The following is a 13,250-nucleotide window of genomic DNA, read 5'->3' on the forward strand; positions in this document are numbered from 1 at the left end:
GTGAGCAGGCGTTGCTTGAAGAACGCCTCAACGCTGCCCAGCTGGCACAGGCTGGCCTGCAAGCGCAGCTGGAGGCGAGCCGCGACGAAGTCAGCGACCTCAGCGAAGCCAACACCGTCAAGCAGACCCAACTAGCCGCCCAGGGCCGTGAGCTGGAACTGTTGCAAGTCGACCGCGACAATGCCCGCGATGCCGCCCACGCCTGGAGCCTGGAGCGCGCCAACCGGGAGGCCGAACTGCGCCGCCTGGAGGCCCAGACCGCACGCCTGGAGGCCGAGCTGCGCGAGCAGCAGGAAAGCCATCAGCAACGCCTCGAAGACCTGCAGGAAGCGCGCGATACCCTGCGCGCCCAGTTCGCCGACATGGCCACCAAGATCTTCGACGAGCGTGAGCAGCGCTTCGCCCAGACCAGCCAGCAGCATCTGGGCCAGTTGCTCGACCCGCTCAAGGAGCGTATTCATGCCTTCGAAAAGCGCGTGGAAGAAAGCTACCAGCAAGAGGCCCGCGAGCGCTTCTCGCTAGGCAAGGAGCTGGAGCGCCTGCAACAGCTCAACCTGCGCTTGTCGGACGAGGCCACCAACCTCACTCAGGCCTTGAAGGGCCAGAAAACCCAAGGCAACTGGGGTGAGCTGATTCTTGAGCGGGTGCTGGAGCATGCGGGCCTGGAAAAGGGCCGCGAGTACCAGACCCAGGTCAGCCTGAAAAGTGCCGACGGCGAGCGTTTCCAGCCCGATGTGCTGATCATGCTGCCCGGCGACAAGCAGGTGGTGGTGGACGCCAAGGTCAGCCTCACGGCGTACCAGCAGTTCGTCGCCGGCAACGACGAGGCCGCGCTCAAGCAGCACGTGCAATCGCTGCGCAGCCACGTCAAAGGCCTGTCGAGCAAGGATTACAATCGCCTCGAAGGCCTGCACAGCCTGGATTTCGTGCTGCTGTTCGTGCCCATCGAGGCGGCCTTCTCGGCAGCCTTGCAGGCTGAGCCCAACCTGTTCCAGGAAGCATTCGACCGGCAAATCGTGATTGTCAGCCCCACCACCTTGCTGGCGACCCTGCGGGTAATCGACAGTCTGTGGAAACAGGAGCGCCAAGGCCAGAACGCCCGCGAAATCGCCGAGCGCGCCGGTTGGCTGTACGACAAGTTCGTGTTGTTCATCCAGGACCTGGACGAGCTGGGCAGCCGCCTGCAGCAGGTGGACAAGGCCTATGCCGCTGCCCGCAACAAATTGTGCGAAGGGCGCGGCAACCTGGTCAGCCGCAGCGAACAGCTGAAACTGCTGGGCGCTCGTGCCAGCAAGAGCCTGCCGGCAGACTTGCTGGAGCGGGCGCTGTCCGACGAGGTGCCGGATGCAGCGGTTACTGAACCAGGCTCAGATGGCGGTTGAGCATGGCGCGCAGGGCCGCCGGCTTGACCGGCTTGGCCAGGTAATCCAGGCCTGATGCATGCACCATGGCGATGGTTTCCTTGCTGCCGTCGGCACTGATTACCACCCCTGGCACCGGTTCACCCAGGCGCGCGCGTAGCCAGCCCATCAGCCCGATGCCGGTCTCGCCGTCATCCAGGTGGTAGTCCACCAATGCCAGGTGCGGGCGCATGCCCTTGGCCAGCAGGGCCTCGCATTCGGCCTGGTTACGTGCGGTCCATACCTGGCAACCCCATCGGCTGAGCAGGCTGTTCATGCCGATCAGGATGCTGTCTTCGTTGTCCACGCACAGTACCTGCAGCCCGGCCAGCGGTTGGCCACCCTGTTCCACCGGGGCGCTCGGCGCCGGTGCGGGCTGGCGGGCAATCGGCACGCAGACCCGGAACACCGTGCCTTTGCCCGGCCATGAGCGTACTTCCAGCGGGTGCCCCAGCACCCGGCACAGGCCGTCGGCAATCGCCAGGCCCAGGCCAAGGCCTTTTTCGGCGCGGGTTTGGTGGCTGTCCAGGCGTTTGAACTCCTGGAAGATCACCTGCAGCTTGTCGTCGGCAATGCCCGGCCCCCGGTCCCATACTTCCAGCCAAAGGCGTTCGCCCTGGCGGCGCGCGCCCAGCAGGATAGGGCTCTTGCCATAGCGCAGGGCATTGGTGAGGAAGTTCTGCAGTACCCGGCGCAGCAGCTTCATGTCGCTGTCCACCCGCAGGCGGCTGCCACGCAGGCGGAACTCCAGGCCTTTCTCGGCCGCCAGTACCTTGAATTCTGCCCCCAGGGTGTCGAACAGTTCGTTGAGAGCAAAAGGGTTGGCATCCGGAGTGATCTTGCCGTTTTCCAGGCGCGAGATGTCTAGCAGGTCGCTGATCAGCTCTTCGGCCGAGCGTAGCGAACTGTCCATGTGCTGCACCAACTGCTGGGCCTCTTCGTTCATGCCCTCGGCCTGCTGCGACAAGGCGGCGGAGAACAGCCGGGCGGCGTTCAGCGGCTGCATCAGGTCATGGCTGACCGCAGCCAGGAAGCGGGTCTTGGACTGGCTCACCGCTTCGGCATGGCTCTTGGCTTCGGACAGCGCCTGGTTGAGCTGCGACAGCTCTTGAGTGCGCTCTGCCACCCGTTGCTCCAGGCCTTCGTTGGCGTCGCGCAGGGCCTGCTCGGCCTCGCGGAACGGGGTGATGTCGGTGAAGCTCATGACAAAGCCGCCGCCCGGCATCGGGTTGCCGATCAGCTCGATCACCCGGCCATTGGGGAACAGCCGTTCGGAGGAGTGCGCACGGCCCTGGCGCATCCAGTGCAGGCGCCGCGCCACATGCACCTGGGCTTCGCCCGGGCCGCACAGACCGCGCTCGGCGTTGTAGCGGATGATGTCGGCAATGGGCCGGCCCACGCTGATCAGGCCGTCGGGGTAGTTGAACAGCTCCAGGTAGCGCCGGTTCCAGGCCACCAGGTGCAGGTTCTGGTCGACCACGCTGATGCCTTGGTTGATGTTCTCGATGGCGCCTTGCAGCAGGGCGCGGTTGAACTGCAGCACTTCGCTGGCTTCGTCGGCGATGCGCACCACATCTTCCAGCTGCATGTCGCGGCCTTCGATGGCGGCCTTGACCACGGCGCGGGTCGACGAGGTGCCCAGTACCCCGGCCAGCAGGCGTTCAGTGTGCTCGATCCAGTCGCCGTCGGCGTTCTGGTTGGGGTTGAAGCCCTTGCCCTGGCGGTAGGCGAAGCGGATGAAGCTCTGGCGTGCACGCTCTTCACCCACAAAGCGCGAGGCGAGGGTCAGCAGGTCGTCGATCTGCACCGCCAGCAGCGGCTTGCTGCTGGGCCGCGCGGTTTGCTGGCCAATGAAACGGCCGGCCTGCCAGTGCTCGGACACCCGCGTGCGCGAAAGCACCGAGACCCAGGCAAACAGGGTGAAGTTGCCCGCCAATGACAACACCACGCCCTGGGTCAGCGGGCTGATTGGCAGGTCCAACGGGTTGCCGTGCAGCCACGCCAGCCCCGGGAACAGTTGCAGCGGCCAGCCGAGGCTATGGGCGGCGATCGGCAGCACCAAGGTGTAGAACCACAGGAAGATACCTGCGGCCAGGCCGGCGAACACGCCGCGGCGGTTGGCCTGCTTCCAGTACAGCGCGCCAAGCATGGCCGGGGTGAGCTGGGTCACGGCGGCAAAGGCGATCTGGCCGATGGTCGCAAGGCTCGCGGTGGACCCCAGCAAGCGGTAGCTGACGTAGGCCAGCAACAGGATCACCACGATGGTTACCCGGCGCACCGAGAGCATCCAGTGGCGGAACGCCTCGAACGGCCGCTCGGCGTTGTTGCGGCGCAGCAGCCAGGGCAGCAGCATGTCGTTGGACACCATGGTCGACAGTGCCACGGCTTCGACGATGACCATGCCGGTGGCCGCCGAAGCACCGCCAATGAACGCCAACAGGGCCAGGCTCGGGTGCGCCTCGGCCAGTGGCAGGCTGATGACGAACGAGTCGGAAATCACCGTGCCCGGCAGCAACATCTGCCCGGCCAAGGCAATCGGCACCACGAACAGCGCGGCCAGTGCCAGGTACATCGGGAACACCCAGCGCGCCAGGCGCATGTCCTGGGGTTCGATGTTCTCTACCACGGTGACATGGAACTGCCGCGGCAGGCAGATGATCGCCATCATCGCCACGGCGGTTTGCACCACCATTGATGGCCAGTTGATGGTTTCTTGCCAATAGTCCTGCAAGTGGATCGACTGGCGGGCCTGGCTGAACAGGTCGTCGAAACCGTCATACAAGTTGAAGACGACGAAAATGCCCACGGCCAGGAAGGCCAGCAGCTTGATCAGTGACTCGAAGGCAATCGCCAGCACCATGCCACGGTGGTGCTCGGTCACGTCCAGGCTGCGGGTACCGAACACGATGGCGAACAGCGCCAGCACCAGCGACACTACCAGTGCGGTGTCCTGCACGCGGGTGCCGGTGGCATCGGCGTTGGCGCCGATCAGCAGGTTCACACCCAGCACGATGCCTTTGAGCTGCAAGGCGATGTACGGCAGCACACCGACCAGGCAGATCAGCGCCACCACGACCGCCAGCGTCTGCGACTTGCCATAGCGGGCGGCGATGAAGTCGGCGATCGAGGTGATGTTCTGCTGCTTGCTGATCAGCACCATCTTTTGCAGCACCCAGGGCGCGAAGATCAGCAGCAGCACCGGGCCCAGGTAGATCGGCAGGAACGCCCAGAGCTGTTCGGCGGCCTGGCCGACCGCACCGAAGAAGGTCCAGCTGGTGCAGTACACGGCCAGCGACAGGCTGTACACCCAGGCACGCAGTTTCGGCGGCAACGGCGTGCTGCGGCGGTCGCCATAGAAGGCGATGGCGAACATGACGGCCATATAGGCCAGGGCGACCACGGCGATCAGCCCGCTGGACAACGACATGAAGACTCCGAAGCAAAAAAGATAACGCGGTCCCGATCAATCAGTCTGGCACGCAGGTGCCGCTTCGTCAGCGCAGACCATGGTTGTAGGCGTGAACTTGCTCGCGATTGACCTGAAACAACACATCAACCTTTTCGGGTGCCCAACCCGTAAAAGACCCCCGCCAGTATCACCGACAATACCAACAGGTAGAAGATCGCCCCCGGCCACAGGTGTACCAGGGCAAACCCCACCATCACCGGCCCCAGTGCCGCGCCAAGATTGGACAGGTTCTGCGCGCCGTAATACACCCCGCGCAAGTGCTCCGGCGCAATCAGGTCAATGAACATGTACTCGGCGGGGATCACGATGATTTCGCCCAGGGTGAACACCAGCATCGCCAGGCACCAGGCCAGCACCGAGCCTGCCGACGCAAAGCCCAGCAGCCCGGCGATGAACAGGGCCATGCCGGCCAGCAACCAGGGCATCAGGCGCTGGCGGCTGATACGCCGGCCAATCAGGTACTGCAGGGCAATCACCGTTACGGCGTTGGTGGTCACCAGATAGCCCACCAGGCGCGCCGCCTCGGTCGGGCTGCTGGTGACGACCAGGTACTGCGACAGGTAGGCCGTGAACTGGCCAAACACCACCGCACTCAACACCCCGCCCAACGTGAAACACACCAGCCGGCGGTCACGCGCCAGCCCCAGCGCCACTTGGCCGAAACCGGCCGCAGGCTTGTCTGCACTTGCCTGCAGGCTGCGGTCGCCCAGGCGCCAATAGGCCAGGCACATGGCCAGCCCAAGCAGGGCAGAGGCGATGAATGGCATGTGGTCGTTCAGTTCCAGCATGGCCACGCCCAGTAAAGGGCCGGCGGCGTAACCAACGTTGCTCAGGGTGTACTTGATGGCGAACACCTCGGCCCGTTCTTCTACCGGCAGCAAGGCGCAAAAGCCGGCCTTGGCGGCGATATCGACCACCGTGAGGGCCAGGTTGATCAGTACCAGGCACAGAAAGAACAGCAACGCTGAACGGCTGGCGACCGCGCCGACAAAGGCCAGGGCGAACAACAGGGTGCTGGCGCTGACCAGGGTGTGGTTGCGCAAGGTGTCGACCAAGTGGCCGCCATACAGGCTCAGCAGCGAGGCGATGATCAGCGCGCCACCTATCAGCAAGCCGATCTGGCTGATCGGCAGTTGGAAATTGTCGGCCAGGTACACCACCAGGTAGGGCAGGGTGAGGGCACGGGCGACGGTGAGGGTGAAGGTGGTCAACAGCAACAGGCGTACGGTGTGCGGGTAGCGTTTGATGGCGGCGAGCATTGCCACGTCCTTGTTGTTCTGGTTTTCCCGGCCACAAGCATAAGCCAGGCACTGGTCCGGCGACAGGCGGAGGATTGACAGCCCGCCACCCACGGGGAATACTCTCGAAAAAATTCATATATATGTTTAAATAACAAGACGAGAGCGAGACCCATGCACCCACTGACCGGTGATGCTCGACTGCCCCGCTACCAACAATTGCGCGACCACATGGTCGAGCAGATTGCCAATAACCGCTGGCGCCCGGGCGAGGCGATCCCGACCGAAGCGGCCCTGGCCAGCGAATTCGATATGTCGGTCGGCACCGTGCGCAAGGCCGTCGACGTGCTGGTCGCCGAAGGCGTGCTGGAACGTCAGCAGGGTCGTGGCACCTTCATTCGCCGCCCGCAGTTCCAGTCTTCGCTGTTCCGCTTCTTCCGTTTCGAGGCTGCCAATGGCGAGCGTGTGGTGCCAGAAAGCCGCATCCTGTCCATCGAGCCGCTCGCAGCGCCATCGGCGGTGGCCGAGGCCCTGGGCCTGGCGGCGGGCGCCGAGGTGATCCGTATCATTCGTACCCGTCTGCTGGGTGCCCAGCCCGTCCTGGCTGAAGAAATCTGGCTGCCGCGCCAGACCTTCCAGCCATTGCTGGACGTGGAGCTGAATAGCAAGGGGCCGCTGCTGTACCCGATCTATGAAGCACTGTGCGGCCAGGTGGTCGCCTACGCCGAAGAGACCCTGACCGCCGAAGCGGTCGACGCACTGCATGGCCGCTTGCTGCAACTGCCGGCCGACAGCCCGGTGGTGGTGATCGAGCGTCTGGCCCGTGACTACGCCGGCAAGCCCCTGGAATGGCGCCGCTCGCGCGGCCATGCGCAGCACTTCCGCTACCGCATCGATATCCGCTAAGCCGGCTGCTTCACCCGTTTTACCCGTCTGCGCCGTGCTGCCACGGCGCAGTGGCTTCGCCTGCCCGTAACACACACGACCAAGAAGGATAACAATCATGTTCAGCTGGTATCGCCAGATCACCTCACGGGAACGCAAGACGTTCTGGGCCTGCTTCGGCGGTTGGTCGCTCGATGCGCTGGAAGTGCAAATGTTCGGCCTGGCCATCCCCGCGCTGATCGCTGCCTTCTCCCTGACCAAGGGCGATGCCGGCCTGATCAGCGGCCTGACCCTGGTGACCTCGGCGATCGGCGGCTGGCTGGGTGGCACCTTGTCCGACCGCTACGGCCGCGTGCGTACCTTGCAATGGATGATTCTCTGGTTCTCCTTCTTCACCTTCCTTTCGGCGTTCGTCACCGGCTTCTACTCGCTGCTGTTCGTCAAGGCCATGCAAGGCTTCGGCATTGGCGGTGAATGGGCGGCTGGCGCGGTGCTGATGGCCGAAACCATCAACCCGAAATACCGTGGCAAGGTCATGGGCACGGTGCAAAGCGCCTGGGCCGTGGGTTGGGGTCTGGCGGTGGCGCTGTTCACGCTGATCTACTCGCTGGTACCGCAGGAATTCGCCTGGCGGGTAATGTTCTTCGTCGGCCTGTTGCCATCGCTGCTGATCATCTGGGTACGCCGCAACGTGCCAGAGCCGGACAGCTTCCAGCGCCTGCAAAAAGAAAAGGCCATCCCCGCCAGCTTCCTGCAATCGATGGCTGGCATCTTCCGCCCGGAACTGCTGCGCGTGACCCTGCTCGGCGGTTTGCTCGGCCTGGGTGCCCACGGTGGCTACCACGCAGTGATGACCTGGCTGCCGACCTTCCTCAAGACCGAGCGCAACCTCTCGGTGCTGAACTCGGGCGGCTATCTGGCGGTGATCATCCTGGCGTTCTGGTGCGGTTGCGTGGTCAGCGGCCTGTTGATCGACCGCATCGGTCGGCGCAAGAACATTCTGCTGTTCGCCCTGTGCTGTGTGCTGACCGTGCAAGCTTATGTGTTCTTCCCGCTGACCAACACGCAAATGCTGTTCCTCGGCTTCCCGCTGGGCTTCTTCGCCGCCGGTATCCCGGCCAGCCTGGGCGCGTTCTTCAATGAACTGTACCCGGCCGATGTGCGCGGTGCCGGGGTGGGCTTCTGCTACAACTTCGGCCGCGTGCTGTCGGCGGTGTTTCCGTTCCTGGTTGGCCACATGAGTGAGTCGATGTCGCTGGGCAGTGCCATCGGCATCGACGCCGGTATTGCCTATGGCGTGGCGGTGATCGCTGCCCTCTGCCTGCCAGAAACCCGTGGTCGCAACCTTGAATCTGCACCTGCGCCGGAAATGGCTGGCGCTGTCACCCAGTAACTTCACCTTGTTTGTATGAGAACCATGCCCGACGCTCCTGCTTTACACCTGACCGCCATCGACACCCACGCCCACGTATTCAGCCGCGGGCTGAACCTGGCCAGCGAGCGGCGTTACGCGCCCAGCTACGATGCGCCTCTGGGCGACTACCTGGGCCAACTGCTGGCCCATGGTTTCAGCCATGGCGTGCTGGTTCAGCCCAGTTTCCTGGGGACCGACAACCGCTACCTGCTCAACGCCCTGCAAACGGTGCCGGGGCAGTTGCGCGGGGTGGTGATGCTGGAGCGGGACGTCGAGCGTGAGACGCTGGATGAGATGGCCCGACTCGGCGTGAAGGGCGTGCGCCTGAACCTCATGGGCCAGGCGTTGCCCGACCTCACCGGTGCCCAGTGGCGGCCCTTGCTGGAGCGTATTGGCGAGCAGGGTTGGCACCTGGAGCTGCACCGCCAGGTGGTGGACATTCCAGCGCTGGTGCGGGCGCTTGAGCCGTATGGGCTGGACATCGTGGTCGATCATTTCGGCCGGCCTGATGCCCGCCGTGGTCTGGGGCAACCCGGGTTTGCCGAGTTGCTGACCCTGGGGGGGCGGGGCAAGGTATGGGTGAAGGTATCGGGTATCTATCGGCTGGAAGGCTCGCCGGAACAGAACCTCGCCTTCGCCCGGCAGGCGCTGTGTACGCTGGAAGCGCATTACGGCGCCGAGCGGCTGATGTGGGGCAGTGACTGGCCGCATACCCAGCATGAGTCGGCGGTGGGTTTCAGTACGGCTTTGGAACAGTTTGAGGCTTTGGGGTGTTCGGCAGAGTTGCGCCGGGCGCTGTTGGTGGATACAGCGCGAGCGTTGTTCGGTTTCGAATGAAGGGCTGTTTCTGAGACGACCTGGTCATTGTGGGTGTGAAGGTGCTTGCCAGTGCACGCATTTCCCATGCAGATTTGTGGCCTGACGTGCCCGGCGCGCCTCCAATTGAAAAGCCCTCAGGACCAAGGACGATGAGTCACTCCTCGCAATTCACCTTGCTCGGCAAGCGGCGCTTCCTGCCGTTTTTCATCACTCAGTCACTGGGTGCCTTCAACGACAACCTGTTCAAGCAGTCGCTGATCCTGGCGATCCTGTTCAAGCTCAGCCTGGGCGACGGTGACCGTTCGATCTGGGTCAACCTGTGCGCCTTGCTGTTCATCCTGCCGTTCTTTCTGTTCTCGGCACTGGGTGGGCAGTTTGGTGAGAAGTTCGCCAAGGACGCGTTGATCCGTGCGATCAAGCTGGCCGAGATCGTGATCATGGCGATCGGTGCGCTGGGCTTTATCACCAACCACCTGACGCTGATGCTGGTGGCTCTGTTTGGCATGGGCACTCACTCGGCGCTGTTTGGCCCGGTGAAGTACTCGATCCTGCCGCAGGCCCTGCGCGAAGAAGAGTTGGTCGGCGGCAACGGGCTGGTGGAAACCGGCACCTTTCTGGCCATTCTCGCCGGCACTATCGGCGCCGGGGTGATGATGTCGGCCGACAGCTATGCCACGGTGGTGGCGGGTGGGGTGGTCGGCACCGCTGTGCTCGGCTACCTGGCCAGCCGCTGGATCCCGCGGGCCGCTGCCGCTTCGCCGAACATGCCGCTGGACTGGAACATCTTCAAGCAGTCGTGGGCGATCCTGCGCATGGGCCTGGGCCAGCCGCCGGCCGTGTCGCGTTCGATCGTCGGCAACTCGTGGTTCTGGTTCGTCGGTGCAATCTACCTCACGCAGATCCCGGCCTACGCCAAGGACTGGCTGCACGGTGACGGCACAGTGGTCACCCTGGTGCTGACACTGTTCTCGGTGGGCATTGCCCTGGGCTCGCTGCTGTGTGAGCGGCTGAGCGGGCGCAAAGTGGAAATCGGCCTGGTGCCGTTCGGCTCGTTCGGCCTGACCCTGTTCGGCCTGTTGTGGTGGTGGCACTCCGGCGATGTGCCGGCTGCAGCGGCCCCGCACGACTGGCTGACGCTGCTGGGCATGGGGCAGGCCTGGTGGATCCTGCTGTCGATCGTTGGCCTGGGCGTGTTCGGCGGCTTCTACATCGTGCCGCTGTATGCGCTGATCCAGGCCCGCACGGCCGAGGACCAGCGCGCGCGGGTGATCGCGGCCAACAACATCCTCAATGCCTTGTTCATGGTGGTGTCGGCGGTGCTCACCATCCTCCTGCTGGGCCTGGCGGGCTTCACCATCCCGCAGCTGTTCCTGGTGGTGTCGCTGCTCAACATCGCGGTCAACGCCTACATCTTCAGGATCGTGCCTGAGTTCACCATGCGTTTCCTGATCTGGCTGCTCAGCCATTCGATGTACCGCGTGCAGCATCGCGACCTGGAGCGCATCCCCGATGAAGGTGCGGCGCTGCTGGTGTGCAACCACGTGTCGTTCGTCGATGCGCTGTTGCTGGGTGGGGCGATCCGTCGGCCGATCCGCTTTGTCATGTACTACAAAATCTACAACCTGCCGGTGCTCAACTTCGTGTTCCGCACCGCTGGCGCCATCCCGATTGCCGGGCGTAACGAAGACCTGGCCACCTATGAACGGGCCTTCGCGCGCATTGCCAAGTACCTGGCCGATGGCGAGCTGGTGTGCATCTTCCCGGAAGGCAAGCTGACCGGCGATGGTGAGATCGATGTGTTCAAGGGCGGCGTCAACCGCATCCTGGAGGAAACGCCGGTGCCGGTGATTCCGCTGGCCTTGCAGGGGCTGTGGGGCAGCTTCTTCAGCCGCGACCCGGCCAAGGGCTTTTTCAAGCGCCTGTGGTCGCGGGTAACCATCGTGGCCGGCGCCGCCATCCCGGTGGAGGCAGCGCAGCCAGAAGCATTGCGCGAGCAGGTTAGCCGCTTGCGCGGCAACCTGCGTTAGGGGAGAGGGTTAGCTGGCGCTGACTTTGAGGCCGACCAGGCCGCAGACGATCAGCGCCACGCTGACCAGCCGTACCAGAGCCATGGATTCGCCGAACAGGATGATGCCGGCGATCACCGTGCCGACGGCACCCACGCCGGTCCAGATGGCATAGGCGGTGCCCAGCGGCAGCTCTTTCATGGCCAGGCCCAGCAGGCCCAGGCTGATGACCATGGCGCCAACCGTAAGCACGGTGGGAATCGGCTTGCTGAAGCCGTCGGTGTATTTTAGGCCGACGGCCCAGCCGACCTCAAACAGGCCGGCGAAGAACAGGATGATCCAGGACATAGGTGTATCTCCATCGTTTGAATGATGGGGCCGTCCCCGGAATGGTCACGCGGTGCGTCGTGAGGCCGTCCTCACAGTGGGCAATATAGTGCACATGTGCGGCCTTCCAGGCAACATCAATGCCTGGCTGGCTCACCACTTTCGGGCTCGCCTGCAGGCGCATCCATCCGCCGGAACCAGGTCGAAAGCAACGCCCCTGAAATGTTATGCCAAACACTGAACAACGCACTCGGCACTGCAGCCAGCGGCGAGAAGTGCGCTGCCGCCAGTGCCGCACCCAGCCCAGAGTTCTGCATGCCTACCTCCAGCGCCAGCGCCTTACGCTGGGCCAGCGGCAGCTTGCACAGCTTGCCGGTCAGGCACCAGGCCCAGCAGCGGCACGATAGCGACCTTGAGGGCGATGAACCATTGCGGTTGCAGGAAGGCCAGCACGGCAAATACCAGCACCCACAGGGCGAAGGTATTGCCGACGAAGCGGCTGAGGGCGGTACCGGCGAAAAATCACTTTCAGGCCAGCACCGGCATTTCAAGACACATCAGACCCCTTGCGGAATCTCCTCCCCACCCAGCGCCTCGAACAGCACCGGCAGGAACTCGGCAAAGGTCATCATCATCAGCTGGAAGCTGGCATCGAACTGCTGCGCCGCCTCATCACCACCATCCTGCTCGGCCTGTTCCTGCAGCAGCTCTTCGAACTTCAGGCGCTTGATTACCATCTTGTCGTCCAGGATGAACGACAGTTTGTCCTGCCAGGCCAGGGCCAGCTGGGTCACCACTTTGCCGGTGCTCAGGTGCAGCTGGATTTCCTCGCCGGTCAGGTCCTGGCGTTTGCAGCGCACGATGCCGCCGTCTTCTGCGGTGTCGCGCAGTTCGCACTCGTCCAGCACATAGAAGCCTTCGGCGGCCTGTTGCGACTTGACCCAGTCGGTCATGGTGGCAACCGGTGCAATTTTTACCGTGGCCGGGCGTACCGGCAGCGAGCCCATCACTTCACGCAGGGTCGACAGCAGGTCTTCGGCACGCTTGGCGCTGGCCGAGTTCACCAGGATCACGCCCTGGCGCGGGGCGATGGCAGCGAAGATCATCGAGCGGCGGATGAACGCGCGCGGCAGGAAGGCCTGGATGATCTCGTCCTTGATCTGGTCGCGTTCCTTTTTATAGACCTTGCGCATCTGCTCGGTCTCGATCTCTTCGACCTTTTCCTTGACCGCGTCGTTGACCACGCTGCTCGGCAGGATGCGTTCTTCCTTGCGCGCGGCAATCAGCAGGTACTCGCCGCTGACATGCACCAGGGGAGCGTCTTCGCCTTTGCCGAACGGCGCGACGAAACCATAGGTGGTCAGCTCCTGGCTGGCGCAGGGGCGGGCCGGCTTGCTGGCCAGGGCGGCTTCCAGCGCTTCAGGCTCGAACGGGACTTCCTGGGTCAGGCGGTAGGTCAGCAGGTTCTTGAACCACATGAGGGGCAACTCTCCTTAATGCATAAGGCGGGCATTATTCTCCGTGTAGTGATCTGAGGCCAGCCCTGTCACAGGGCCAGCAGCGGCTTCTGCTTCAAAGAAACACCCGACAACGCTAGGTCTTTGAAAGGCATGAAGTTTTTTTTGAAAAAAGTTTAAAAAGTGCTTGCCAGGGTGCAGGGTCGTCCGTAGAATGCGCGCCACACCGAGACGA

10 protein-coding genes and 1 pseudogene are annotated in these 13,250 nt (G+C 63.7%); 5 read left to right on the forward strand and 6 right to left on the reverse strand.

Annotation, left to right across the window (positions count from 1 at the left end):
• The first annotated feature begins 11 nt into the window (after positions 1-11).
• Positions 12-1,382: a DNA recombination protein RmuC gene (gene rmuC, locus ACF8R4_RS10020; protein ID WP_164525269.1), complete on the forward strand. Its 1,371-nt coding sequence runs from the start codon at positions 12-14 to the stop codon at positions 1,380-1,382.
• Here rmuC and ACF8R4_RS10025 read toward each other — a convergent pair.
• Both ACF8R4_RS10025 and ACF8R4_RS10030 read right to left on the reverse strand, forming a co-directional pair.
• Positions 1,354-4,827 carry a hybrid sensor histidine kinase/response regulator gene (locus tag ACF8R4_RS10025; RefSeq protein ID WP_104834125.1) on the reverse strand — a complete coding sequence of 1,158 codons (3,474 nt, stop codon included), beginning with the start codon at positions 4,825-4,827 and terminating at the stop codon, positions 1,354-1,356. The two genes, rmuC and ACF8R4_RS10025, sit on opposite strands and share 29 nt — an antisense overlap.
• Before the next feature lie 125 nt (positions 4,828-4,952).
• Complete coding sequence (locus ACF8R4_RS10030; protein ID WP_060497606.1) at positions 4,953-6,128, reverse strand: MFS transporter; 1,176 nt, start codon at positions 6,126-6,128, stop codon at positions 4,953-4,955.
• A 153-nt stretch (positions 6,129-6,281) separates the two neighbouring features.
• Between ACF8R4_RS10030 and ACF8R4_RS10035 the strand changes: the two genes are divergently transcribed.
• The 4 genes from ACF8R4_RS10035 (at position 6,282) to ACF8R4_RS10050 (ending at position 11,252) form a co-directional block, all read left to right on the forward strand.
• The gene (locus ACF8R4_RS10035) at positions 6,282-7,013 is read left to right on the forward strand and encodes a GntR family transcriptional regulator (RefSeq protein WP_060497605.1); all 732 of its coding nucleotides are present in this window, start codon (positions 6,282-6,284) and stop codon (positions 7,011-7,013) included.
• A 97-nt stretch (positions 7,014-7,110) separates the two neighbouring features.
• Positions 7,111-8,385 (forward strand): MFS transporter, encoded by a 1,275-nt coding sequence (locus tag ACF8R4_RS10040; RefSeq protein WP_060497604.1) that lies wholly within the window; start codon positions 7,111-7,113, stop codon positions 8,383-8,385.
• A 24-nt stretch (positions 8,386-8,409) separates the two neighbouring features.
• Positions 8,410-9,243 carry an amidohydrolase gene (locus ACF8R4_RS10045; protein WP_104834126.1) on the forward strand — a complete coding sequence of 278 codons (834 nt, stop codon included), beginning with the start codon at positions 8,410-8,412 and terminating at the stop codon, positions 9,241-9,243.
• A 131-nt stretch (positions 9,244-9,374) separates the two neighbouring features.
• Positions 9,375-11,252, forward strand: a complete 1,878-nt coding sequence (locus tag ACF8R4_RS10050) for a 1-acyl-sn-glycerol-3-phosphate acyltransferase (protein ID WP_060497602.1) — start codon at positions 9,375-9,377, stop codon at positions 11,250-11,252.
• A 9-nt stretch (positions 11,253-11,261) separates the two neighbouring features.
• Here ACF8R4_RS10050 and sugE read toward each other — a convergent pair whose 3' ends face one another.
• The 4 genes and pseudogenes from sugE to ACF8R4_RS10070 form a co-directional block, all read right to left on the reverse strand.
• Entirely contained in the window at positions 11,262-11,579 is a 318-nt protein-coding gene (gene sugE, locus ACF8R4_RS10055; RefSeq protein WP_012270979.1) for a quaternary ammonium compound efflux SMR transporter SugE, read from the reverse strand.
• Between the two features lie 116 nt (positions 11,580-11,695).
• Positions 11,696-11,938: pseudogene (locus ACF8R4_RS10060) on the reverse strand (bile acid:sodium symporter family protein); the annotation flags it as partial.
• A gap of 177 nt (positions 11,939-12,115) precedes the next feature.
• On the reverse strand, positions 12,116-13,036 hold the full coding sequence (rdgC, locus tag ACF8R4_RS10065; protein WP_016715497.1) for a recombination-associated protein RdgC: 921 nt from the start codon (positions 13,034-13,036) through the stop codon (positions 12,116-12,118).
• Positions 13,037-13,051: 15 nt separating this feature from the next.
• Positions 13,052-13,250, reverse strand: a 199-nt coding sequence (locus ACF8R4_RS10070; RefSeq protein WP_392492326.1) for a hypothetical protein, incomplete at its 5' end; no start/stop codon positions are given.

Source organism: Pseudomonas sp. FYR_2, from assembly GCF_043106425.1.
Taxonomy (GTDB): Bacteria; Pseudomonadota; Gammaproteobacteria; order Pseudomonadales; family Pseudomonadaceae; genus Aquipseudomonas; species Aquipseudomonas monteilii.